22 protein-coding genes are annotated in these 22,297 nt (G+C 67.9%); 11 read left to right on the top strand and 11 right to left on the bottom strand.

Features of this window, described 5'->3' with window-relative positions; all coding sequences use genetic code 11:
* Positions 1–16 precede the first annotated feature (16 nt).
* The 3 genes from ASE34_RS00785 to ASE34_RS00775 all read right to left on the bottom strand — a co-directional run bounded on the left by ASE34_RS00785 (position 17) and on the right by ASE34_RS00775 (position 2,794).
* Positions 17–1,009 carry a LacI family DNA-binding transcriptional regulator gene (locus ASE34_RS00785; protein WP_056275491.1) on the bottom strand — a complete coding sequence of 331 codons (993 nt, stop codon included), beginning with the start codon at positions 1,007–1,009 and terminating at the stop codon, positions 17–19.
* Between the two features lie 150 nt (positions 1,010–1,159).
* Entirely contained in the window at positions 1,160–2,089 is a 930-nt protein-coding gene (locus ASE34_RS00780; RefSeq protein WP_053098165.1) for a J domain-containing protein, read from the bottom strand.
* Positions 2,090–2,140: 51 nt separating this feature from the next.
* Entirely contained in the window at positions 2,141–2,794 is a 654-nt protein-coding gene (locus ASE34_RS00775; protein ID WP_056275489.1) for an IMPACT family protein, read from the bottom strand.
* Between the two features lie 477 nt (positions 2,795–3,271).
* On the opposite strand from ASE34_RS00775, the gene ASE34_RS00765 reads away from it, so the two are divergent.
* The 6 genes from ASE34_RS00765 (at position 3,272) to ASE34_RS00740 (ending at position 10,152) form a co-directional block, all read left to right on the top strand.
* Positions 3,272–4,390: a hypothetical protein gene (locus tag ASE34_RS00765; RefSeq protein ID WP_056275485.1), complete on the top strand. Its 1,119-nt coding sequence runs from the start codon at positions 3,272–3,274 to the stop codon at positions 4,388–4,390.
* Positions 4,391–4,446: 56 nt separating this feature from the next.
* Positions 4,447–4,614, top strand: coding sequence for a hypothetical protein (locus ASE34_RS17700; protein WP_157538030.1), 168 nt, complete (start codon positions 4,447–4,449; stop codon positions 4,612–4,614).
* A gap of 222 nt (positions 4,615–4,836) precedes the next feature.
* A complete protein-coding gene (locus ASE34_RS00755; RefSeq protein WP_056275481.1) occupies positions 4,837–6,336 on the top strand; it encodes an ABC transporter transmembrane domain-containing protein in 1,500 nt (499 codons plus the stop codon).
* Entirely contained in the window at positions 6,333–8,081 is a 1,749-nt protein-coding gene (locus ASE34_RS00750) for an ABC transporter ATP-binding protein (protein WP_056275479.1), read from the top strand. The genes ASE34_RS00755 and ASE34_RS00750 overlap by 4 nt, the downstream gene beginning before the upstream one ends.
* 146 nt (positions 8,082–8,227) lie before the next feature.
* Positions 8,228–9,271, top strand: a complete 1,044-nt coding sequence (locus tag ASE34_RS00745; RefSeq protein ID WP_235567397.1) for an arginase family protein — start codon at positions 8,228–8,230, stop codon at positions 9,269–9,271.
* A 2-nt stretch (positions 9,272–9,273) separates the two neighbouring features.
* On the top strand, positions 9,274–10,152 hold the full coding sequence (locus ASE34_RS00740) for a hypothetical protein (protein WP_056275475.1): 879 nt from the start codon (positions 9,274–9,276) through the stop codon (positions 10,150–10,152).
* Positions 10,153–10,162: 10 nt separating this feature from the next.
* On the opposite strand, the gene ASE34_RS00735 is transcribed toward ASE34_RS00740, so the two are convergent.
* Together ASE34_RS00735 and cycA are read right to left on the bottom strand one after the other, a co-directional pair.
* Complete coding sequence (locus tag ASE34_RS00735; protein ID WP_056275472.1) at positions 10,163–11,149, bottom strand: aldo/keto reductase; 987 nt, start codon at positions 11,147–11,149, stop codon at positions 10,163–10,165.
* 184 nt (positions 11,150–11,333) lie between these two features.
* Positions 11,334–12,794, bottom strand: a complete 1,461-nt coding sequence (cycA, locus tag ASE34_RS00730) for a D-serine/D-alanine/glycine transporter (RefSeq protein ID WP_056275470.1) — start codon at positions 12,792–12,794, stop codon at positions 11,334–11,336.
* Between the two features lie 146 nt (positions 12,795–12,940).
* Between cycA and ASE34_RS00725 the strand changes: the two genes are divergently transcribed.
* Together ASE34_RS00725 and ASE34_RS00720 are read left to right on the top strand one after the other, a co-directional pair.
* On the top strand, positions 12,941–14,413 hold the full coding sequence (locus tag ASE34_RS00725) for an MATE family efflux transporter (RefSeq protein ID WP_056275468.1): 1,473 nt from the start codon (positions 12,941–12,943) through the stop codon (positions 14,411–14,413).
* Positions 14,414–14,532: 119 nt separating this feature from the next.
* Positions 14,533–14,925, top strand: a complete 393-nt coding sequence (locus tag ASE34_RS00720; protein WP_157538028.1) for a hypothetical protein — start codon at positions 14,533–14,535, stop codon at positions 14,923–14,925.
* Between the two features lie 7 nt (positions 14,926–14,932).
* Here ASE34_RS00720 and ASE34_RS00715 read toward each other — a convergent pair whose 3' ends face one another.
* Both ASE34_RS00715 and ASE34_RS00710 read right to left on the bottom strand, forming a co-directional pair.
* Positions 14,933–16,642, bottom strand: a complete 1,710-nt coding sequence (locus ASE34_RS00715; RefSeq protein ID WP_056275464.1) for an AMP-binding protein — start codon at positions 16,640–16,642, stop codon at positions 14,933–14,935.
* A gap of 191 nt (positions 16,643–16,833) precedes the next feature.
* The gene (locus ASE34_RS00710; RefSeq protein ID WP_072592111.1) at positions 16,834–17,301 is read right to left on the bottom strand and encodes an acyl-CoA thioesterase; all 468 of its coding nucleotides are present in this window, start codon (positions 17,299–17,301) and stop codon (positions 16,834–16,836) included.
* A gap of 169 nt (positions 17,302–17,470) precedes the next feature.
* Here ASE34_RS00710 and ASE34_RS00705 point away from each other — a divergent pair, with 169 nt between their 5' ends.
* Both ASE34_RS00705 and ASE34_RS00700 read left to right on the top strand, forming a co-directional pair.
* Positions 17,471–18,085 carry a ClpP family protease gene (locus ASE34_RS00705; protein WP_056275461.1) on the top strand — a complete coding sequence of 205 codons (615 nt, stop codon included), beginning with the start codon at positions 17,471–17,473 and terminating at the stop codon, positions 18,083–18,085.
* Positions 18,082–18,675 carry a ClpP family protease gene (locus tag ASE34_RS00700; RefSeq protein ID WP_056275458.1) on the top strand — a complete coding sequence of 198 codons (594 nt, stop codon included), beginning with the start codon at positions 18,082–18,084 and terminating at the stop codon, positions 18,673–18,675. Before ASE34_RS00705 ends, ASE34_RS00700 begins: the two co-directional genes overlap by 4 nt.
* Positions 18,676–18,853: 178 nt before the next feature.
* Here ASE34_RS00700 and ASE34_RS00695 read toward each other — a convergent pair whose 3' ends face one another.
* The gene (locus ASE34_RS00695) at positions 18,854–19,210 is read right to left on the bottom strand and encodes a helix-turn-helix domain-containing protein (RefSeq protein ID WP_056275455.1); all 357 of its coding nucleotides are present in this window, start codon (positions 19,208–19,210) and stop codon (positions 18,854–18,856) included.
* A 57-nt stretch (positions 19,211–19,267) separates the two neighbouring features.
* Entirely contained in the window at positions 19,268–20,155 is an 888-nt protein-coding gene (locus tag ASE34_RS00690) for a helix-turn-helix transcriptional regulator (RefSeq protein WP_053098155.1), read from the bottom strand.
* A gap of 92 nt (positions 20,156–20,247) precedes the next feature.
* On the opposite strand from ASE34_RS00690, the gene ASE34_RS00685 reads away from it, so the two are divergent.
* Positions 20,248–21,120, top strand: coding sequence for an aldo/keto reductase (locus ASE34_RS00685; RefSeq protein ID WP_198032420.1), 873 nt, complete (start codon positions 20,248–20,250; stop codon positions 21,118–21,120).
* A gap of 1 nt (position 21,121) precedes the next feature.
* Here the strand turns inward: ASE34_RS00685 and ASE34_RS00680 are convergent, their stop codons facing one another.
* Together ASE34_RS00680 and ASE34_RS00675 are read right to left on the bottom strand one after the other, a co-directional pair.
* Entirely contained in the window at positions 21,122–21,595 is a 474-nt protein-coding gene (locus tag ASE34_RS00680; RefSeq protein WP_053098153.1) for a MarR family winged helix-turn-helix transcriptional regulator, read from the bottom strand.
* Positions 21,595–22,254, bottom strand: a complete 660-nt coding sequence (locus ASE34_RS00675) for a GTP cyclohydrolase II (RefSeq protein WP_053098152.1) — start codon at positions 22,252–22,254, stop codon at positions 21,595–21,597. The genes ASE34_RS00680 and ASE34_RS00675 overlap by 1 nt, the downstream gene beginning before the upstream one ends.
* Positions 22,255–22,297 lie beyond the last annotated feature (43 nt).

Genomic DNA, 22,297 nt, shown 5'->3' with positions numbered 1-22,297 from the left:
TGGTTCGGGTGATCGTCTAGCGGGTGGTGCTCTCCCGGAAGTGCACGACGTTGCAGTCGACGACCTCGGTGCGCGGTTCGGCGCCGAGGATGTCGGCCTGCAGCAGGCGGGCTGCCGCGCGGCCACGTGCGGCAGGACCCGACGAGACGCTCGTGAGCGCAGGGGAGAGGTGGGCCGAGAGGTGGTCGTCATCGAAGCCGGCGATCGCGAGATCGCGGGGGATGCTGAGTCCGCTCGAGCGGGCGTACGACAACCCGGCGATCGCCATCGTGTCGTTGGAGTAGAGGATCGCGGTCGGTCGCTCGGGAAGCGCGAGCAGCTCGGCGGTGCGCTCACGACCGCTGGATGCCGTGAAGTCGCCCTCGCGCAGCAGTGCGTCTCCGCCCACGGCGTCGATGTAGGCATCCGCCCGCACCCGCGAGTGCACGTAGTCGAGAGGACCGGCCACGTGCGCGATGCGCTCATGCCCCTCGGCGCGCAGGTGGGCGATGATCTCGCGCACCGGGGCGTCGTCATCGGTGCGTACGCACGAGAAGCGGGTCGGCTGCTCGTAGGCGCCGACCAGCACGGCCGGCAGGCCGAGTTCTTCGAGCAGCGGCACGCGCCAGTCGTCGTTCCGAAGATCGAGGAGCAGGGCGCCGTCGGCCCGCCCGTGGCTGAGCGAGCGATAGGCGCGTTCCTCTGCGGCCCGATCGGGAACCACCTGCAGGATCAGGGCAGTCTCGGTCTCGGCCAGCACGGACTCGACGCCGGCGATGAACGCGGGGAAGAACGAGTCGTTCGCGATGACCTCGGGGTCGCGGGCCAGCACGACGGCGAGGGCGTTGGCCTTCTGGGTGGCCAGCGCGCGGGCGCTCTGGCTCGGCACCCAGTTCAGCTTCTCCGCGGCGGCGAGCACTTTCGCCCTGGTGTCGTCGGAGATGGGGCGCTTGCCGCTCATCGCGTGAGAGACGGTGGCCTTGGTGACTCCCGCCTCGCGGGCGACGTCGGCGATCGTCGTGCGGCTCATGCCACCTCCTCGTGGAACATCGGGCTGATCGTCCGCATCTTCGCCAGGCGTCGGTTTAACCGGTTTGACAGGTGCGGGTGCAGCGAGTGTAAACCGGTTTGACGACGCCCGTCAAGAGGGCCGGACGGATGCCACAGGGCGCGACCAGGGTCAGACGAAGGTGACGGTCTGCTGCAGTCGGGTGCGGACGTCGAACAGTTCGTTGCCGCCGATCGCTCGTGCGCCGGGCACTCCCTGGCGCAGCACCATCGCCAGGGCGCTGCGCCGCACGACCACGACGGGCACCCCGCGACTGCTGCCCAGAGGCGTGACGGCCTGTGCCAGGTCGTCGTCGGGGAGCACCATGATCAGACCGCCGAACTTCACCTTGGCGGCCTTCGCGACGGTGCGCATGCGGCCGAGCGCCGCGGTGACGGGCGCGCGTGTGCCGAGGCTCGGGCCGGTGATCTCGCCGCGGCGGAATCCGACGACGCCGCCGAAGTCCTCCGACATCACGCCGTAGAGACCCGACGGACTGAGCACGACGTGGTCGAGCTTGTCGTCGGGGTCGGCGCCGGTCGCGACGTCGTGCCAGACCGTGAATCCCATTCCGAGGGCGCTGACGGTGCGGGCCGTCGCCTCTTCCGCGAGGGCATCGGCGAGCAGCCGTCGCAGGTCTCGCGGCGCTGATCGCACGAGCGCCGGGTCGTAGGGATCGGGCACCTCGACGCCACGGCCGGCCCACTCGCGGATGAGTGAGAGGTAGCGCTCTCGACGCCATCCGCCGGGGTGGCCGTACGACCGCGCCCGGGGACGCGTGTCGGTGCGGGTCGCCGACTGCGGCCGCCAGCCGTTCCACTCCGGTTCGGCGGGGATGCCGGGGTGGGCGCCGGAGCGACGGTCATAGGCGGCGCGGCCCTCGGGCGTGCCGACGAGTTCCCACGCGCGCTGCACCTGGATGAACACGGCCGCGTCCCCTCCGGTGTCGGGGTGGGTCTGGCGCAGTCGCAGACGATAGGCGCGCCGCAGCTCGCCGTCGTCGACGGTGGGGTCCACCCCGAGGATCTCGTAGGCGGAAGCCGAGAGCGGGCTGTCGAACATCGCTCTCCTTCCGAGATCGCGTCATCCAGAATATCCGGGCGCTGTTGTGGATCAGCCGGGGACGTCGACGATGCGCTCCACGCCGGTCACCGGCACGACGGAACCGGCGGATGCCGCCGCGAGATCGTCTGCGAGCCGGGGCAGCTCGTCTGCCGGGGCCCAGACCTCGAACGTCGCGACGGCGCCGTAACGGGCATCCCCGAGGGTAGCTCCGTGATGTCCCGCCCAGTCGCGCAGCAGGTTGTCATAGCGTCCGGCATCCGCATGGGCGACATCGATCGTCACCTGCGTGAGTGACTGCCGCCGTACGAGCGCTGCGAGATCGAGAGCCTCGGACACGGCCGTGGAGTAGGCGCGCACCAGACCGCCCGCTCCGAGCTTCACCCCGCCGAAGTAGCGGGTCACGACGGCCACGACGTCCGTCAGCTCGCGACGCCGCAACACGTCGAGCATCGGGATGCCCGCAGTGCCGGAGGGTTCGCCGTCATCCGATGACCGCGCCTGGTCGCCGAGAAGCCCCGTCACCATCGCGGTGCAGTTGTGCCGGGCATCCCACCACTGCTTGCGGAGGCGGGCGATCACGGCATCGGCCTCGTCGACTGAGGCGACCGGCTCGACGGTCGCGATGAATCGCGACTTCTTGATGACGATCTCGTTCGCGACGCCCGCGGCGATCGTGGCCGGATGGGAACGCGCGGGTATCATCCGCCCCAGGATAGTGCTGCCCTCGGCCACGCCTACGCGGTCCCCTCGCGCCGACCGGTGCTTCAGCTGCTCCCAGGACGATACTGGACCGGCGAAACCTTCGGGAGTCGGCGGGTGGCTGCTATATTCCGGTCGGCGAATGGGAATACAAGAATCCGTGTTAGCGTGATCGGCATTGACCAATGGGGGTCTAGTGTCAAATGAGGTCATCGTCGACAGTCCCATCAGGATCGGGAACTGGTATATCGAACCATTCTCCGATATGTCGGCGGCATTCTTCTTCTCTTCCGATCCTTTTCGCGTGTGCGTTCTTGATCGACTGAGCTGGTGGATCTACGAGCTCGCAGATTGTCGCTCCGAGGTGGAGATCGCAACGCACGTCACGAACGTTTCATCCGGTCGGATCGGCGAGGGCGAGGAAGCCCGGTCATTCGTCCGTGATCGACTCGACTCGCTTCGCTTGAAGGGGTTGGTCGCGTGACCTCGGCGGCCGGGAGAAGCGCACTCCTAGACGTTCGGGATCGCATCGCGACCGTGGTCGACCACTGCGAGGGCGTCTTAACCAGCGGGACCTTCGGCGTGGGCAGCCACATCAGCGGGACCGCCGATGCCTACTATCGCGGAGCGGGCAGAATCTGCGCCCAGGCGACCGGTATCGACCCGGAGATCGTTCTGCCGTCGCTCGCGCCCGGGACTGAATCTCTGCGACGATCACATCTCGACACGGGATTGAGAGCTGCATTCGCGGGCGATTTGGCTGGATGCGCGGCGGAGCTCGAGTCCTATGCGGATCGACGCGCAGAGGTCCACGGGGGAGAGCTTCGTCCCGCTGACGGCCCGCGGCTGGCAGAGGACTGGGGAGTTCCGGGCTCCAGTGGGGGAGCGCTGGAGCGGTTCACTGCGAGCACGGTGCTCGACGGGGAGCCGGTCGCGCTTCGTCATGCCGAGCACGATCCCGCGCTCGCCGAAGCTGTCCGCAGCGCGACCTCATTGGCTACGGCTGCGGCGCCCCGCATCGCCGGTGACGCGTTCTCGTGCGTGTCCCGCGTCGGCGCGTTCTCTACCGAAGCGACGTTGTGCAGCGGATACGCAAGCTCGGCCGCCCTCTTCGTCTTCATCAATCAAGAGGCGTTACGCGTTTTGGAGTCCGCCGCCGAATTTCTATTGCACGAAAGCCTGCATCAGAAGCTCAACGACATTAGTCTGGCGCGCACTCTGGTGCGCGCCGACTACGATGACGCGCAAAGCGACCAGGTTCATGTGCCCTGGTCTTTTGGTTCCGACAAAGTGCGCAGTTTCGGCGCAGATCGCAGTTTCGCGGCTTTTCACGTGTACACGCACCAGGTGCTGTTGTACCTCGGCATGTATCTTCACGGTCTGGCGGACGAGGAGCGGGCGATCGAGCGGGCGGCCCTGGCGTGGGCGAGGGCTGATGTGTTCGCGCGGGCGATTGACTCGGGAGAGCTGGATCGCGAGCTTGGACACGATGGGCGACGACTTTCCGCATGGCTGGGGGGTGTAGTGGACCGACTGGGTGAGATCACCCTCCCCGCGGGCCGACAGCTGAGTTCCTATCGCGGCGCCGTTCACGAATGAATCGAGTCCCTGGCGGGGGACGACCGGAGACCCTAGATGACAGGAGGGAGGGGAATATGAGCAACATCGCCAACTTGGAGCAGAGTCTCGCTGAGCTGTTCGAGACTGCGTCCGGATGGGACGACGGGATCGTGGTTCACGAATCGGATGCAGAGAGCGCAGACATCCGAGACATCCGTACGGATATCTCGAGCATGCTTGGTTCGCGTCCGTCAGGGAACTGACGCGGCGGTTGCCCACGGATCCAGTTTCGGGTTTCGAGGCACACGCTATGAGACGATCATCCCCCGTGCGGCTGACGCCGTCGGGCTGTTCAAGGTCGCCGTCGGATCGCGGAGCGGCCCGTCGCTCGGGGCGCTCGTCGACGTCATGCGCCACCTCTCCGCCTACCCCTCGTTCGCCGCGATGCGTCGCGCGATGCCGTCGCTGAAAGAAGTCGTTCTGACGTGAGATCTTCGAAAGAGAGCCGACTCTCCGGAATCGGGTTCGCCTTCCTGTTCCTGCTCTTGACGGGTACCGTGCTCGAGTCACTGATGCCGCTTCTGCTCGGTGCCGCGCTCGGTGCCGCACTCACCGATACGGGACTTGGCTTGCTCTTCGCTGGCGCACTCGCCGTCGCCGTCGTCCTGGCTGTCGCGTGCAACGTCGCTCGCCACGTCGTCGGCGGACGGTGGATGATCCAGCGGCAGACGGCCATGCGCGCAGAGGTCGGCGAGGCGATCACCGCAGAGACGCAGAGGTCCGTCGGCGCGTCGCATGTAGGAACGGTGCTCGGCTCGGACATCTCGCGGATCGCGGGCTACCCGATCGCCGTGATGCGGTGGGCGGCTGCGATGGTCGGCCTCGTCATCGTCGCCGTCTACCTGCTGTGGCTGTCCATTCCGCTCGCGCTGATCGTGCTCGTCGGCGTTCCGCTGTTCATGTGGATCACGCAACTGGCCTCCGCGCCGTTGGAGGCGCGGCAGGAGGCGCTGAGGGACCGCGTCGGTCGTATCTCCGCCATGAGCTCTGACATCGCGCTCGGGTTGCGCTCGCTGTGGGCGGTCGGTGCGAGGGCATCCTTCCTCGCGCGTCTGCAACGCGAGAATCGCCGAGCGCAGGCAGAGGGCCTCCGGCTGGCAACAGCGGAAGCGGTGCTGCTCTCGGTCGGCGTGCTCCTTCCCGGAGTGATGCTGGTGGGACTGATCGCCGCAGGGGGAGCGCTTCTCGAGGCCGGAGCGCTCGAGCCGTCCGCGCTCGTGACGTTCTACGCCGCGTCGGCGTATCTCGTCGGGCCGATCCACACCACCGCGACAGTCCTGCAGGTGCGCTCAGCAGCGCGCGTGGCCGAACGGCGTCGTGCCGAGGTGACGGCGCCGTCGGAGGAGCCCACGAATGTCATCGCCGCGGTGGACGCCGACCGGTTGGATCCCACGGCCATCGCCGCGCGACGGCTGTCGGTGCTCCACCCCGGGGAGGACGCCGTCGTCGATCATCTCGCCGACATGTCTGCCGACGAAGTCGCGCGCCGCGCCGAGGTCGATACCTCTGGCGGCAAGCCGCGCGTCCAGTACGAGAACCCTGCGATCTTCTCGGGAACGATCCGCGAGCTCGTCGATCCGCGAGGCGAGGCGAACGACGAGACCATCGTGTCGGCGATCCACGCGGCTGCGGCCGACGACGTCGTCGAGCGGCTCGACGACGGACTCGATGAGGTCATCGGCGAGGGAGGACGACGTCTGTCCGGGGGCCAGCGGCAGCGGCTGATACTCGCGCGCAGTCTGCTGGGAGATCCCTGCTCGCTCGTTCTCGTCCGACCGACGTCGGCCCTCGACGTCGCCACCGAGGCGGAGACCGCGCAGCGCGTGGCCAGCCGACGACGCGCGCACACGACGATCGTCATCACGGAAAGCACGGCCTTCGACGAAAGTGCCGCCGCTGTGGCCGAACTCGGGAGGACGATGTGACCGACGTGATTCGCCATCTCCCTCGCCTGCGGGGAGCCGCGCTGCGGCACGGACTCGCGGACCTCGTGCGACCGCGGTGGTTCATGCTCGTCGGTGCGACCGCACTTCAGGGGGTGGCGGTGGTGCTCGGGCTCGTTCCTCCAATGCTTCTGGGCGCGGTGGTCGACGGCTACTTGGCTCAGAACCCGCTTCCGCTCTGGAACGTCGTGCTGCTCCTGGTCGCCGCGCTCCTCGTGGGTGGGATGGTCGGCTTCTTCGCATCGCGGGTCGCCTTCGCCTTCGGCGAGGAAGTCTTCGCCACCTTGAGATCACGCTTCTTCCGCGATGTGCTCGACCTGCCGCTGACTATGGTCGAGGCGCTGGACTCCGGCGAGATCCTGTCGCGCACGACCTCGGATCTCGATGCGGTGCACGAGGTGGCCCGCACGGGCGTGCCGGAAACGCTCGTGGGAGTCGTGACCACCGTGGTCACGATCGCCGTGGCTTTCATCGTGAACCCCTTGGTGGCTCTCGGGACGGTGATCGGACTCCCTCTGATCGTTCTGTCTACGCGATGGTATGTGCGGCGGGCGCCCGAGGTATATGAGGCGGAGCTAGAGGCCAAAGCCGCACTGATCACCGAAGCGACCGAGACTGTACGAGGCGCGAAGACCGTCTCACTCCTTGGGTTGTCCGACGTGAGACGACGGCGCTTCCAGCGGGCCGTCGATCGTGCCGACGCGACCTCTCGCCGACCGCTGCGGTTGGAGGCGAGATGGTTCCCCGCGGTCCAGCTGGGCTATCACCTGCCTGTCGTGACCGTGCTCGCCGTAGGGATCCCACTCGTGGGAACGGGAGCGGCGCAGATCGGAGAAGTCGCGGCCATCGCCCTGTTCATGCGGACCATCGTGCTCCCTCTGGACGATGTCATCTACTGGTTCGGAGAGGCGCAGTCGGCGATGGTGGCGTTCGGACGGATCCTCGGTGTCCCCGGAACCCGTGGCCAGGAGCGGACGGAGGAACGAGGTGCGAGGGACGCGGCGCAACCGCTCCTCGAGATGCGCGACGTCACCTACACGTATCCCGGCGGCCACCGCGCGGTCGACGGCGTGAGCCTGGAGATCCATCCCGGGGAACGCATCTGCATCGTGGGCCCGTCCGGCGCCGGCAAGTCGACGCTCGGGATGATGATCGTCGGTGCGCTCGAACCGTCCGCGGGGACGATCGCTCTCGACGGCAGGCCCATCATCCCCGGCGACGGCACGGTGGCGATGGTCGCCCAGGAAGACTACGTGTTCGCCGACTCACTTCGCGTGAACGTCGCGCTGGGCGACGCCGATGCGGACGTCGACGACGAGCGCGTGTGGTCGAGTCTGGACGCCGTCGGCGCGTCGTGGGCCCGCAGCTTGGAAGACGGACTCGATACGGAACTCTCGGATGGCGAGCGGGAGCTCAGCCCGAGCGAGGCACGCCAGATCGCGCTTGCTCGGGTGCTCTATGCGGGACCGATGCTTCTCGTACTCGACGAGGTCACAGCAGCGTTGTCGGCGGGCGCTGCGCGCGATCTCCAGCTCGGCGTCGCTGCGTCGCTCCCCGCAGCCGCGGTGCTCCAGATCGCGCACGACTTGACGACAGCGCGAGATGCCGATCGTGTGGTGGTGATGGAGGGCGGGCGGATCGTCGAGGTCGGCACCCATGCTGATCTCGTCGGCCTGGACGGACGCTATGCGCATCTCTGGCGCATCTCGGAGGGGGTCGTGGCGTGAATCGCTCTGACGGACGACGCCTTGTTCTGCGTCCTGACGCCGTCGTGCGCATCGAGGGGCTCGACCGCGCGGACTTCACTTGGGGCACCGCGGGACCACGAGTGACCCTCCGCGGAGCGTCCTTGCGTGCCGTCGAGAAGTTCGCGGTGCCCCAGCTGGTCGAACATGTGGTCGAGGCGTTCTCTGCCTCGGCCGAGCGGGAAGTGATCGTCGCCGCGATCGAGCGGCTGATCGATGCCGGAGTGCTCGTGGATGAGTCGAGAGCCGAGTGGGAGACCGCCGCGCGGGTCGGCCTGTTCGGCGCCCCCGTCGTCTCGGTGCGATCCGCGCTCGCCGGTGAGGCCGACGTTATCGTCGTCGGGGTCCCTTTTGACGGTGGAGTCACGTACAGGCCGGGAGCCAGATTCGGCCCTCAGGGTATTCGGAGCGTGAGCAGGAGCGTCTTCCAGGCGGCCGAGCCGCCTAGGGGTATGCACGACCCCGTTCGCGGGAAGCGTGTGATGGAGTCTGTGCGGGTGAGAGATGTGGGCGACATCCTGCCCGACCCTGGCGGGGGTGGCAGGAGGCAACTTGACGACGCGCGGGTATTGGCCGGGCGGATCGCCGGCGCGGGCAAACTGCTCGTCGCCCTCGGCGGAGACCATTCGATCTCGGCGCCACTCATCGCCGGGGTGGCTGATAGCGTCGGCTCCATCGGAGTGCTGCACTTCGATGCCCATCACGATCTCTCCCATCCCGCGTCGGGCGACATGAAGGGTCTGCACCACGGGAATTTCCTCAACTGGAGCGCGGGGGATGACAGGGTCGCGCATATCGTCCAGTGCGGCATCCGCCAGCTCACCTCAGTCGATCCCGAGACGCTCGATTCGCATCACGTGTGGCCTGGCCGGACATGGGTCGACGCGGGCGCGGAGTCGCTGCTGCGCACCATCGCCGCTGATATCCCGTGGTATGTAACGGTCGATGTCGATGTCATCGATCCCGCACACATGCCGGCCACGGGCACACCCCTACCGGGTGGTGTGCGATGGGGGGAGCTTATCGACGTGCTCGTCGCGGTACTCGGATCGCGGAGAGTCGTGGGGATCGATGTCGTGGAGTTCCTGCCGGACGGACACGACGCTCCGGGCCTCGAGATTTCTGCTCTGCTCGTCCACGCTGTGGACGCCGCCATGGGTGGGAGGCGCTGAACATGCTCTCGGTGCGCCTTCTCGACACGCGCGAGTTCGGTGAGCATGAGGAACTTCTTCGCACGACTGGCGTCATCGGCGAGGGCGCCATGTCGCGCCAGCTGGACTCTCTGGTCGACGTCGACGTCGCTGTCGCGTATTGCGGACGGCGACCGGTGGGTTGCGTCGCGGTCAGCCCGCAGAGGAGAGATGGTCACCTCGTGGCCGATCTTCGGGGAGGAGTTCTGGTGGGTGATCGAGGACGCGGAGCGGGGAGAGCGCTGATCGACTGGTTCTGCGACGCGGGGATCGAGGAGTTGGACGCCCGGATCATCGAGGTGATCATCGACGACGGGGTCGGCGATGACGCGTTGCGTCACATCCTGAGCGAGCGAGGCTTCGTCGCCGAGGACTTCGTCGAGATGACTGCGCCGACACGCGAGCTCGGCGGGGTGAGCCTCCCGGATGGCGTGGCGCTGAGCCTGCTGGACGAGTCAGATCTTCCGCTCGCTGCAGCCATCTACGGCAGCGCGCACGGCGTCAGAGTCGATGTCGACCATGCGGAGCGTGATCTTCTCGCTGTGTGGAACTCTCCGTTCGTCAGCCGGAGGGATAGCGTGATGGCGTGGCGAGACGGACTTCCGGAGGGCTTCGCCATCGCTTACCGCTGGCCTGGTGATCCGGAGGATCTCTGGATCGAGTGCCTCTCTGTCGGGCCTGGAGGCGGTGACGGCGGTGCGCGAGTCGCTCGCGCTCTGCTCAGCGTCTTGCGCTCGACGAGGGACGGCACCCGTTCGGTGAGCACCGGGGTGACTGCCGCGAAATCGGTGCAGTATGAGAGGTCAGGCTTTGAGGTCCAGCGCCGCTGGGCCCGGTTCCGCCAAGTCTTCGTGGCCGGGTAGGAGCGCGGGCTCACCGGTCGACGAACGACATCTGCTGCGGGTTGTAGCGGTCGCCCTGCACCCCGACGCGAGCGGCGAGCTGGTCGAGATCCGCCATCTCGTCTGCCGAGAGCGCCACGGCCGCCGCTCCCGCGTTCTCGGCGATGCGCGAGGTGCGGCGGGTGCCGGGGATCGGCACGATCCACGGTTCGCGGGCGAGCAGCCAGGCCAGCGCGATCTGGCCGGACGATGCGTCCTTCGCCTCGGCGAGTGCCGTGACGTGACTCACGAGGGCCTGGTTCGCCGCCCGGTTCTCCTCGCTGAAGCGGGGGATCGTGCCGCGGATGTCTCCGTCTGCGAATGAGGTGGTCTGGTCGACGGTGCCGGTGAGGAACCCCTTGCCCAGAGGGCTGAAGGGTACGAAGCCGATGCCGAGCTCACCGAGCACCGGCAGAACCTCACGCTCGGGATCGCGCGTCCACAGCGAGTACTCGCTCTGCAGCGCGGTGACCGGCTGCACGGCATGCGCGCGTCGGATGGTGGATGCCGAGGCCTCGGAGAGCCCGAAATGACGCACCTTGCCTTCGGCGATCAGCTCCGACACCGTGCCCGCGACGTCTTCGATCGGCACGTCCGGGTCGACGCGGTGCTGGTAGAAGAGGTCGATCACATCGGTGCGCAGGCGCCGCAGCGATGCCTCCGCGACGCGGCGGATCTGCTCGGGGCGGCTGTCGAGCCCGACGCTCTTGCCGTCTTCGATGCGCCACCCGAACTTCGTCGCGATGGCGACCTGGTCGCGGATCGGCTCGAGCGCCTCGCCGACGAGCTCTTCGTTGACATAGGGCCCGTACACCTCCGCGGTGTCGAAGAACGTGACGCCGAGGTCGAGAGCCGACCGCAGCACGCCGATCATCTCGTCGCGGCTGCCGGGGTTGGGTCCGTAGCTCTGCGACATCCCCATGCAGCCGAGTCCGACTGCCGAGACCTCGAGGCCCTGTCCGAGTGTGCGAGTGTGCATGTCGAGTCCTTTCGTCAGGGCCGACGCTACGCGCGCTGACGGCCCCGAGGGAGGGCCTGTCGGAACCTCCCACAGGCAGCCGCCGTTCACGATTCAGCACGAGCAGTCCCGGACACAGCAGAACCGGCCGATTCGTCAGGAATCGGCCGGCTCATGCTGAATTGTGAACGCCGAGCCGTCGCGACTACTCCGCCGAGTCGTCGCGCAGGTAGGCGATGTGCGCGGCGTGCCGGGTCAGGTGGTTCTGCGACTTCCGCACGAACAGCCACGCGACGAGCAGCAGCACGAACCAGATCGGAGTCACGAGCAGCGCGGTCAGCGTGTCGGGCTGTGTCGTCAACGCCCACAGGATGAACACGAAGAACGCGAGCACGACGTAGACCATGAAGATGCCGCCCGGCATCCGGAACCTCGATGCGGCGACCTTCTCGGGCCGCCGGCGCCGGTAGACGAGGTAGCTGCACAGGAAGATCGTCCAGACGAACATGAAGCACACCGCCGAGACCGTGGTGACCATGTCGAACGCGGTGCCGATGTCCTTGCCGGCGTAGAGCAGCACGACACCCGACAGCAGCAGGATGCACGACAGGAACAGCGCGTTCTGCGGCACGCGGCGCTTCGACAGGCGTCCGAACAGCCGGGGCGCATCGCCGTCCTGTGCGAGCCCGAACACCATGCGCGAGGTCGAGTAGATGCCCGAGTTGGCGCTCGACATGGCAGAGGTCAGCACGACGAGGTTCACGACGGTGGCGGCGATGCCGAGGCCCGCGAGAGCGAACATCGCGATGAAGGGGCTCTCGCCCGCGACGTACTCGGTCCACGGCGTGACGGCCATCAGGATGACGAGGGCGCCGACGTAGAAGAGCAGGATGCGGATCGGGATCGCGTTGATCGCCTTCGGCAGATTCTTCTCGGGGTCCTTCGTCTCGGCCGCGGCGGTGCCGACGAGCTCGACGCCGACGAACGCGAAGACAGCGATCTGGAACCCGGCGACGAAGCCCATGAACCCGTGCGGGAACATGCCGCCGTGATCCCACAGATTCGCGAAGCTCGCCGTGCCCGCATCGTGCTGGAAGCCGGTGAAGATCATCACGAGACCCGTGATGATGAGCGCCACGATCGCCACGATCTTGATGAGCGCGAACCAGAACTCCATCTCGCCGAAGGCGGCGACGGTGGGCAGGTTCAGCGCGAGCAGGATGACGATCACCAGCACGCCGGGGATCCACAACGGGATGCCGGGGAACAGCGCATCCGTGTAGCCGGCGATCGCGATCACGTCGGCGACTCCGGTGACGACCCAGCAGAACCAGTACGTCCATCCGGTGAAGAACCCCGCCCACGGGCCGAGCAGGTCGCTGGCGAAGTCGCTGAACGACTTGTACTTGAGGTTCGAGAGCAGCAGCTCGCCCATCGCCCGCATCACGAAGAACAGCATGAAGCCGATGATCATGTAGACGAAGATGACCGAGGGGCCCGCGACCGAGATGGTCTTGCCGCTGCCCATGAACAGGCCGGTGCCGATCGCGCCGCCGATCGCGAGCAGCTGGATGTGCCGGTTGCTCAGTGCCCGCTTCAGGTGCTGCTCGTCGCCGTCGACCGACCCGTCCACCCCGACGGATCCGCCTGTCTTCTCTGTCGTCATCGCTCGAACCTCCGGTGTTCCGTGCCGCGTCCCGCTGCGGCATCCTTCCGACCGTACTTGGCGATCGGGGATGGCATCCAACCGAATCGATTCGATATCCTGGTACGACCCCCGATCATCCCCCAGTTCTGCGAGCCTCTTCTCTCATGGCCACCTCTCTGACCACGGGCCGTCCGTGGCGTGTCATCCTGTCGTTCTCCATTCCCCTGCTGCTCGGAAACGTCGTGCAGCAGATGTACCAGTTCGCCGACGCCGTCGTCGTCGGCCGGCACCTCGGCGTCGAGTCCCTCGCCGCCGTCGGCGCCACCGGCAGCCTGCTGTTCCTGCTCATCGGCTTCGCCTGGGGTCTGACCAGCGGTTTCGCGATCCCCATCGCGCAGGCGTTCGGAGCGGGTGACGGTGCCGCCGTGCGCCGCTCGGTCGCGACCGGCGTGATCCTGACCGGAATCACGAGCGTGGTGCTCACGATCGTCGCGCCCCTGATCGCCCGGCCCGTGCTCGAGCTGCTGCAGACGCCGGCCGAGCTCATGCCCGAGGCGACGGTCTTCACCCAGATCAGCTTCATCGGCGCGAGCGCGACGATGTTCTTCAACTACCTCTCGGCGATCATCCGGGCGATCGGCGACTCGCGCACACCGCTCATCTTCCTGACCGTCTCGTGCGCGCTCAACGTCGGCCTCGTGATCCTGATGGTCGGTCCGCTCGAGTGGGGAGTCGGCGGCGCAGCCCTCGCGACCGTCGTGGCCCAGGCCGTCTCCGTCGCACTGTGCCTCGAGTTCGTGCGCCGTCGCCTGCCGATGCTGCACCTGCGTCGCGCCGACTGGCGAGTCACCCGCGACGACTTCAGGGAGCACCTGCACCTCGGTCTGCCGATGGGATTCCAGGCATCGATCATCGCGATCGGCACGCTCACCGTGCAGGTGGCGCTGAACACGCTCGGCTCGGATGCCGTCGCGGCCTACACGACGGCATCCCGCGTCGACGGCCTCGCGGTCGCCTTCCTCTCGTCGCTGGGTCTCGCGTCGTCGATGTACACGGCGCAGAACCTGGGCGGGCGCCGCCCCGACCGCATCCGTCGAGGAGTCGTCGAGGGCACCTGGATGGCGATCGCCGCCGGCATCGCACTCGGCGTCATCATCATCGCGTTCGGCACGCCGATGGTGCGCCTGTTCGTCGGTGAGGGGTCCGACGAGGTCGTGCGACTCGCGCACCTCATGCTGATCATCAACGGATGCGGGTACTGGGCCCTCGGTGTGCTGTTCGTGCTCCGCGGTGCGCTGCAGGGCCTCGGCCACACACTCATCCCCACCGTCACGGGCGTGATCGAGCTGGTGATGCGCGTGGGAGCGGCGGTCGTGCTCGGCGCGCTCATCGGATTCGAGGGCGTCGCGCTCAGCAACCCTCTCGCCTGGCTCGGCGCGATCGTGCTGCTGGTGCCCGCGTACGTGCGCGCTCACCGGTCGCTCGCCCGCATGCCGGTCGACCCGATCGAGTCCACCGAGACGTCGGCGATGGCGATCATCGGCCCGACCGACGGCTCGATGGTCGTCGACGCGGTCGTCACCCAGCCGGTGCGAGTGGTCAAGAGGACACGGTTCGCACGGTTGAAGCGCCGCTGAACAACGCGTCACGGTTGAGGAACATCATCCTTCAGATGGATGCCCAGAATGCCGACACTTCGTAATGTTGGTGATGCGGAGGTTCCGCGGACCGGGGGGTCGTGATGACATCGTCAAGGGTGGCAAGCGAACTGGCATCGATACTGGTGCCGATCGGAGTGGTGGGGGCCGTGCTCGCGGCGCTGTGCGCGATCGTGGCGGGAGTCGCGATCATGCGCGGAGCGGCGGGTCTCGCCGGCGGAGCGGTAGGACTGTGGATCCCGAGCGCGATGCTCAGCACCACGGCATCGTTCGCGAATCAGTGGACGCCGCTGCTCGTGTCCGGCATCGTGCTCGTCACGATGCTGGTGATCGGAGCCGTCGCACGCGGGATCGTCAACGCGGGCGAGCCTGCCCGTGAGGTCGCCCGCGCCGCGCGGATCCAGGCTGTCGTCGACGCGCCCGAGCCGACGGTCCCGGCGCGCTCCACGAAAGCGCCGAGCACCGGCAGTCAGCCCGCGCTCGCAGGCTGAGCCGCACTCAGCGGTAGTCGCGATCCCGGTGCTGCGCGGCCTCGTCTCCTGAGGCCACGCGCTCGGCCTCTCGGGCGCGCAGTTCGACCCGGCGGATCTTGCCGGAGATCGTTTTGGGCAGCTCGGGCACGAACTCGATGATCCGCACCCAGAGGTGCGAGGACAGCCGGTCGTGGGCGTAGGCGAAGATCGATCGCGCGGCCTCGGCGTCGGATCCGGCCGCGTCGGGGCGCAGGCACACGTACGCCTTCGGGACTGCGAGCCGCGTCGGATCGGGGCTCGGGATCACCGCCGCCTCGATCACGAGGTCGTGCTCCAGCAGCACCGACTCGAGCTCGAACGGCGAGATCTTGTAGTCGGACGCCTTGAACACGTCGTCCGCCCGGCCGATGTAGGTCAGATAGCCGGCGGCATCCCGCTGGGCGATGTCGCCCGTGTGGTGGTATCCGCCGACGCGCGACTCGGCCGTCTTCTCGGGGTCGTCGTAGTACCCGGCCATGAGCCCCACCGGAGGATGCGCCAGGTCGAGCGCGATCTCGCCCTCGTGCTCGGCGAGCTCACCGGTCGCGGGGTCGAGCAGCACGACGGGGTATCCGGGCAGGGGTCGTCCCATCGATCCGATCTTGACGACCTGACCGGGGGAGTTGCCCACGCAGGCCGTCATCTCGGTCTGGCCGAAGCCGTCGCGGATCGTGCCTCTCCACGCCTCCTGCACCCGGTCGATGACCTCGGGGTTCAGCGGTTCGCCGGCTCCGACGAGCTCGCGCGGCGGGTGGGTCAAGCGCCCGAGGTCGGCCTGGATCAGCATCCGCCACACGGTGGGCGGCGCGCAGAACGTCGAGACATGATGCGTGTCCATGACCTGCATGAGGGTGTTCGCGTCGAAGCGGTCGTAGTTGTAGACGAACACGGTCGCCTCGGCGAGAAAGGGCGAGTAGAAGCTCGACCACGCATGCTTCGCCCAACCCGGCGACGAGATGTTCAGGTGCACGTCGTCGGGGCGCACACCGAGCCACCACATGGTCGACAGATGCCCGATCGGGTACGACACGTGGGTGTGCTGCACGAGCTTCGGACGGTTGGTCGTGCCGCTCGTGAAGTAGAGCAGAGCCGTGTCATCGGCGGGGGTCGCGGCGTCGGGCTCGAAGGTCGTCGGAGCGTCGGCGGAATCGTCGAAGCGCGTCCACCCGGCCGGAATGCCCTCGCCCACCCCGATGCGCAGGACGTCGCCGTCGATGTCGGTGATGCGCTCGGCCAGGCCGCCGAGCGTCACGATGGCGCGGGCGCGTCCGTGGTCGACGCGGTAGGCCAGGTCGGATGCCGAGAGCAGCGTCGAGGTGGGGATCGACACCGCGCCGACCTTGGTGATCGCGAGCATCACCTCCCAGAGTTCGATGGTGTTGCCGAGCATCACGATGACGTGGTCGCCCCGCCCGATGCCGAGTCCTGTGAGCCAGGCGGCGACCTGGTCGGAGCGGCTCGACAGCTCTCCGTAGGTCCACGACTCGAGGCTGAGGTCGGCTGACACGATCTGCACCGCCGGGCGGTCGGGCGACTCGCCGGCGATCACGTCGAACCATTCGAGCGCGAAGTTGAACTCAGCGGGCGCAGGCCAGGCGAACCCCTCGCGTGCCGCGGCGTAGTCCGTCGCGTTTGCGAACAGGAAGTCGCGCATCTCTCTGATCGCGGTCGTGGCTGCGGTGGCGCTGCGGCTCATTCTGGGCTCCTTTGCTCGGCAGACGTGTTCCATCCTCGCACCGAGCGCAGACGCCGGCCTCTGACCCCCGCACGTGCGGAAGGAGATCCCTCGCTCAGAAGGACCGAATCCACTGCCTGGTCCTTCGGTGCGAGAGATCGCCTCCTGAACGGAGGCCCGCACACGGGCGGACGAGCGGGCGGGAGCCGCGGCTAGGGCAGACGGATCGTCCCCGTGGCGATGCGCTCGGTCGGCATCCGATCGCGGTTGTACGTGATCTCGTCGTATCCGTGCGGCGTCGGCATCCCGTCGTCGTCCAGGCTCACGAAAACGATCTTCTCGATCGTGAGGATGCGCTTGCGCGTGATCATGTTGCGGGCGACGGCGCGCATCGTCAGAGACGTGGTGCCGAAGTGCGTGGCCTGCAGGCCGATCTCGATCAGGTCGCCCTGCACGGCTGAGGCCTCGAAGTTGATCTCGGAGATGTGCTTCGTCACGGCCCGATAGTTGCCCAGCTGCACGATCGCGTAGATCGCGGCCTCTTCGTCGATCCACTTCAGCAGGCTGCCGCCGAACAGCGATCCGTTCGCGTTGAGGTCTTCCGGCTTCACCCATTTGCGGGTGCGGAAGTTGATGCCGTCTTCGGACCACTGCCACTCGGGTGTCTTCTGCTTCGCCATGCTTCGAGGGTAGGAGTCGCGTGAGTCGGGGGTGTTACGCGAGGATGCCGAACCGATCTGCACGGGTGGATCTGCTGGGGCCGATCTCCTCTGGGCCTATCTGCTCTGGGCCGATCTGCCGCGAGCGGATACTCGCCCGCACTCCGACACGGCGGCGGATGCTGGGGCCATGAGCGAAGACAACCCCATCCCGCAGTTCGGCCCCGAGGCCCGCCGGGCACTGTTCCACGAACGAGTGCTCGTGCTCGACGGCGCCCTCGACGACGACAACGGCACGCTGCTCATGACGCAGCTGCTCACCCTCTCGGCGGAGGATCCGACGACCGACATCGCCCTGTGGATCCATTCGCCCGGTGGTTCCGTGCCGGCGATGCTCGCGATCCGCGACCTCATGACCCTCGTGCCGAACGACGTGTCGACCCTCGCACTCGGGCTCGCGTGCAGCGCCGGGCAGTTCCTCCTCTCAGCCGGGGCGAGGGGCAAGCGCAGGGCGCTCCCGCACGCGCGCATCCTCATGCATCAGGGCTCTGCCGGGATCGGCGGCTCGGCGGGCGAGCTCGAGACGCAGGCCGACGACCTGAGGCACATGCGCGACACCGTGCTCGGGCTGATCGCGGCCGACACCGGACAGCCCGTGGAGCGCATCTTCGAGGACTCGCTGCGCGACCGCTGGTACACGGCGGAGCAGGCGAAGGACTATGGCTTCATCGACGAGATCGTCGCCTCGCTCGCGGATCTCATGCCGCGTCGTCGGGCCCGGGTCGGGCTGGGTGCGGGCGCATGAGCGGCTACACGATCCCCAACGTCATCGCGCAGCATCCGCGCGGTGAACGCGTCATGGACGTCTACTCGCACCTGCTCGCCGAGCGGGTCATCTATCTCGGCACCGGCGTCGACGCCGGAGTCGCCAACGCGTTGATCGCGCAGCTGCTGCACCTCGATGCCGACAGCCAGGATTCCGGCATCCAGTTCTACATCAACAGCGAAGGTGGCGACCCGGGGGCGGCGCTCGCGATCTACGACACCATGCAGCACGTGCGTCCGGCGATCGCGACGACGTGTGTGGGTCAGGCAATCGGGCCGGCGGCGCTGCTGGTCGCGGCAGGGGCTCCGGGACAGCGGGCAGCTCTCGCGCACGCCCGCATCGTGCTGCATCAGCCGGCGGGCCAGTCGCGGGGAGCGATCCCCGACCTCATCCTCGCGGCGGACGAGGTCGTGCGGGTGCGTTCCGACATGGAGTCGATCCTCGCCAGGCACAGCGGACGCTCGCTGAGCGAGCTGCGCGCCGACACCGACCGGGATCGCGTCTTCACGGCATCCGCCGCCCGGGACTACGGTCTGGTCGACACCGTGCTGGGGGAGCGGGCGGACTGAGGGGCCACGGCGTTCGTCTGCAGGATCGGGGCACGGATGCAGGATGATTCTGCCGTTCTGGTCCTTCATCCGTGCCGAAGTCCTGCAGACGGACGGACCTGCAGACGGACGGACCTGCAGACGGACGGACCTTCAGACGGACGGACCTGCAGACGGGGCGGGCAGACGAGACGAGCCGTCAGGCGGCGAGGGCGAAGGCCCCGCGGGTGGCGGACACCGCAGCGGATGCCGGAGCCATCGTCGCCTGGCGCAGCTCGTCGGCCACGGCGCTCGTCAGTTCGATCAGCGAGGTGTCGAGGGCCCCGGCGATCGCCGCGATCATCTCGCTCGACGGCTCCTTGAGTCCCCGTTCGACCTCGGAGAGGTATTGCGACGAGACTCCGGCGTTCCCTGCCGTCTCGGTCAGGGTCTCGTCCCGGTCGTGTCGTCGACGGCGCAGCTGATCGCCGACCATCTGGCGCCATAGGGGCTCGGGCTCACTGGGACGAGGGCGGGCAGAGAGAGGTGCGCGAGGGAACGGGACGAGGTCGGCCATGCCTCACGATAATCCGCCGTCAGCGCACGATTCGAGCGGTTCTGCTCAGAGCAGAAATCAGGCCTCGGTGCGCTCTGAAGGCGCATCGATGGTCCCATCGGCAGCGTCGGTCGCCGCCCAGCTCGCGAGCATCCGCAGTTTGTCGGCGGATGCCGTTCCCGGCTCGGCCGTGTACGTCGACATCTGCAGGCCCGGGTCAGCCGGCAGCTCGAACGCCTCGTAGGTGAGTTCCATCTCGCCGACGACCGGGTGGTTGATGCGCTTGACACCGCTGCGGTGAAAGCGCACGTTGTGCGCCGCCCACAGGGTGCGGAACCGCTCACTGCGCGTCGACAGCTCGCCCACGAGGTCGGTGAGCTTGCGGTCGAACGGGTTGCGCCCCGCTTCGCCGCGCATCGCGGCCACGAGCTCCTGGGTGTTTCGCTCCCATTCGGGGTAGAACGTCTGTGCGGCCGGGTCGAGGAAGGCGAAGCGGGCGCTGTTCGGCACCGGGGTCGTGAACAGGGGCGCATAGAGCGCGCGGCCGAGCGCGTTCGCCGCGAGGTAGTCGAAGTAGTTGTTGCGCACGATCGCCGGCGCCTCGGTCATCGCGTCGAGCAGGCGCAGGATGCTGGGGCGCAGCGTCTCGACCTTCTTGCGCGGCTTGCGGGCGACGGGTGAGGCGTTCGCGGTGCGGGCGAGATCGAACAGATGCGCGGTCTCGGCCTCGTCGAGCTGAAGAGCACGGGCGAGCGCATCGAGCACGCTGTCGGAGACGCCGGACAGATCGCCCCGTTCGAGTCGGGTGTAATAGTCGACGCTGACGCCGGCGAGCAGCGACACCTCTTCACGGCGCAGCCCCGGCACACGCCGGTTGCCGCCGAATGCGGGGAGGCCGGCCTGGTCGGGGGTGATGCGGTCGCGCCTCGACGAGAGGAATTCGCGCACCTCGCTGCGGGTGTCCATGTATGCGACGGTACGCCCCCTGTCGCGACGAAGGGAGGTACTGGTGGACTCTCCCTCGCGTGTGAGCGGACGCGCACACTGGAGGTATGACGATGAACATCACGCTCAACACCGGCATCGAGATGCCCGCCCTCGGCTTCGGAGTGTTCCAGGCCGCTCCGGACGAGACGGTCGATGCCGTCAGCACCGCTCTCGAGACCGGCTACCGCCTGATCGACACCGCCGCTGCGTACGGCAACGAGCGCGAGGTGGGCGAGGCGATCCGCCGCACCGGTATCGCGCGCGACGAGGTCTTCATCGAGACCAAGGTCTGGATCAGCGATTTCGGCTACGACGAGACCCTGCACGCGTTCGAGAAGTCGACGGGCAAGCTCGGGGTCGATCAGCTCGACCTGCTGATCCTGCACCAGGCCCTGCCGACCCGCTTCGACCTCACCCTGGGTGCCTATAAGGCGCTCGAGACCCTGCTCGCCGACGGTCGGGTGCGCGCCATCGGCGTCAGCAACTTCATGGTGGAGCACCTCGACAAGCTGGCGGCGGAGACGAGCATCGTCCCCGCGCTCAACCAGATCGAGGTGCACCCCTACTTCCAGCAGCGCGAGGTGCAGCAGGCGGATGCCGCGGCCGGCATCGTCACCCAGGCGTGGTCGCCCATCGGCGGCATCACGGCCTACCGCCCCAACGGCGCATCCGTCTTCGACGACGAGACGCTCACGGCCATCGCCGCAGAGCACGGCAAGTCGCCGGCACAGGTGATGCTGCGCTGGCACCTGCAGCAGGGGCGCTCCGCGCTGCCGAAGTCGGTGCGTCCCGCCCGCATCGCCGAGAACTTCGACGTCTTCGACTTCGAGCTCACCGCCGACCAGCTCGACGCGATCGATGCGCTCGACACCGGTGTGCGCCGTGGCCCTGAGCCCGAGGACGTCACGCTCGAGACCTTCGGCCGCGAGATCCCCGAGGCGTGACCTAGAGAGCGGCGGCGACGCCGGGGAGCAGCTTGGCCGAGATCGTGCCGAGCTGCTCCCTCTCCTCTGCGGTCAGAGGGTCGAGGATCAGTTCGCGGATCTGCGCCACATGAACGGGCGCCGCCGCCCGCAGCAGGTCACGACCGGCATCCGTCAGCGCAGCGGTCAGCGTGCGCTTGTCGCTGCTGCACGAGGTGCGCGTCACCCAGCCGCGGTCTTCGAGCGAGTCGATCGCGTGGCTGAGTCGTGAGCGGCTGAGCCCGGCGATCTGCGCGAGCTCGGTCATCGGGATCGCGCGATCACCCTGACCTGCGAGGGTCACCAGGATCGCGTAGTGCGAGTGCTTGAGTCCGGTCTCGGCCTTGAGCGTGCGATCGAGGACCTGCGGCAGCAGCTGCACGAACCGGATGGTCGGCAGCCACGTCTGCATCTCCGCATCGTCGAGCCTCCGCTCGCTCGCCAGCTGCGCGTTCATCAGGCGGCTGACAGGTCGAGCGTGTGCGAGGTGTGGTCGCGCTTGGCCTCGAGGTAGCGGTGGTTCGCGTCCGACAGGTGCACGCCGGTCGCCACCTGCTCGGTGACGCGGATGCCGAGGGCGTCGAGCTGTGCCGCCTTGTCGGGATTGTTGCTCAGCAGACGGATGCTGTCGACGCCCACCGCCTGCAGCATCTGCGCGGCGATCGTGTAGTCGCGCTCGTCTTCGCCGCGGCCGAGTGCGACGTTCGCCTCGTACGTGTCGAGGCCGGCATCCTGCAGCGCGTACGCGTCGAGCTTGGCGTAGAGGCCGATGCCCCGACCCTCCTGGCGCAGGTAGAGCAGGAACCCGCCGTCTTCGGCGATGCGCTCGACGGCTTCACGCAGCTGCGGGCCGCAGTCGCAGCGCTCAGAACCGAACACGTCACCGGTCAGGCATTCGCTGTGCGGACGCACGAGGGGTGCGTCGCCGCCGTCGGCCGCGCGCTCCAGGGCGGCCCGCCAGTCGCCGAGCCCGAGCAGCAGGTGCTCGCGGCCGTCGATCAGTCCGTCGAACGTGACGACATCCGCCGTGGTCGAGAACCCGTCGGCGAAGCGCATCGGCACGCGCACCCGCGTCCGCTCTGTGGCGACCGGAACGACGGTTGAAGTTTCAATCATGTCGGGTGCAACGCGCCGACGCCCCCGATATTCCCGCTGGCGC

Source organism: Microbacterium sp. Root280D1 (genome assembly GCF_001428975.1).
Classification (GTDB): Bacteria; Actinomycetota; Actinomycetes; order Actinomycetales; family Microbacteriaceae; genus Microbacterium.
The sequence above is the reverse complement of the archived record's forward strand: the minus strand, read 5'-3'. Positions and strand labels throughout refer to the sequence as shown.

Coding starts and splice junctions, on each gene's coding strand:
- ASE34_RS00785 (WP_056275491.1), bottom strand. CDS start 1,009: ATGAGCCGCACGACGATCGCCGACGTCGCCCGCGAGGCGGGAGTCACC.
- ASE34_RS00780 (WP_053098165.1), bottom strand. CDS start 2,089: ATGTTCGACAGCCCGCTCTCGGCTTCCGCCTACGAGATCCTCGGGGTG.
- ASE34_RS00775 (WP_056275489.1), bottom strand. CDS start 2,794: ATGATACCCGCGCGTTCCCATCCGGCCACGATCGCCGCGGGCGTCGCG.
- ASE34_RS17700 (WP_157538030.1), top strand. CDS start 4,447: ATGAGCAACATCGCCAACTTGGAGCAGAGTCTCGCTGAGCTGTTCGAG.
- ASE34_RS00740 (WP_056275475.1), top strand. CDS start 9,274: ATGCTCTCGGTGCGCCTTCTCGACACGCGCGAGTTCGGTGAGCATGAG.
- ASE34_RS00735 (WP_056275472.1), bottom strand. CDS start 11,149: ATGCACACTCGCACACTCGGACAGGGCCTCGAGGTCTCGGCAGTCGGA.
- cycA (WP_056275470.1), bottom strand. CDS start 12,794: ATGACGACAGAGAAGACAGGCGGATCCGTCGGGGTGGACGGGTCGGTC.
- ASE34_RS00725 (WP_056275468.1), top strand. CDS start 12,941: ATGGCCACCTCTCTGACCACGGGCCGTCCGTGGCGTGTCATCCTGTCG.
- ASE34_RS00715 (WP_056275464.1), bottom strand. CDS start 16,642: ATGAGCCGCAGCGCCACCGCAGCCACGACCGCGATCAGAGAGATGCGC.
- ASE34_RS00710 (WP_072592111.1), bottom strand. CDS start 17,301: ATGGCGAAGCAGAAGACACCCGAGTGGCAGTGGTCCGAAGACGGCATC.
- ASE34_RS00705 (WP_056275461.1), top strand. CDS start 17,471: ATGAGCGAAGACAACCCCATCCCGCAGTTCGGCCCCGAGGCCCGCCGG.
- ASE34_RS00700 (WP_056275458.1), top strand. CDS start 18,082: ATGAGCGGCTACACGATCCCCAACGTCATCGCGCAGCATCCGCGCGGT.
- ASE34_RS00695 (WP_056275455.1), bottom strand. CDS start 19,210: ATGGCCGACCTCGTCCCGTTCCCTCGCGCACCTCTCTCTGCCCGCCCT.
- ASE34_RS00690 (WP_053098155.1), bottom strand. CDS start 20,155: ATGGACACCCGCAGCGAGGTGCGCGAATTCCTCTCGTCGAGGCGCGAC.
- ASE34_RS00685 (WP_198032420.1), top strand. CDS start 20,248: ATGAACATCACGCTCAACACCGGCATCGAGATGCCCGCCCTCGGCTTC.
- ASE34_RS00680 (WP_053098153.1), bottom strand. CDS start 21,595: ATGAACGCGCAGCTGGCGAGCGAGCGGAGGCTCGACGATGCGGAGATG.
- ASE34_RS00675 (WP_053098152.1), bottom strand. CDS start 22,254: ATGATTGAAACTTCAACCGTCGTTCCGGTCGCCACAGAGCGGACGCGG.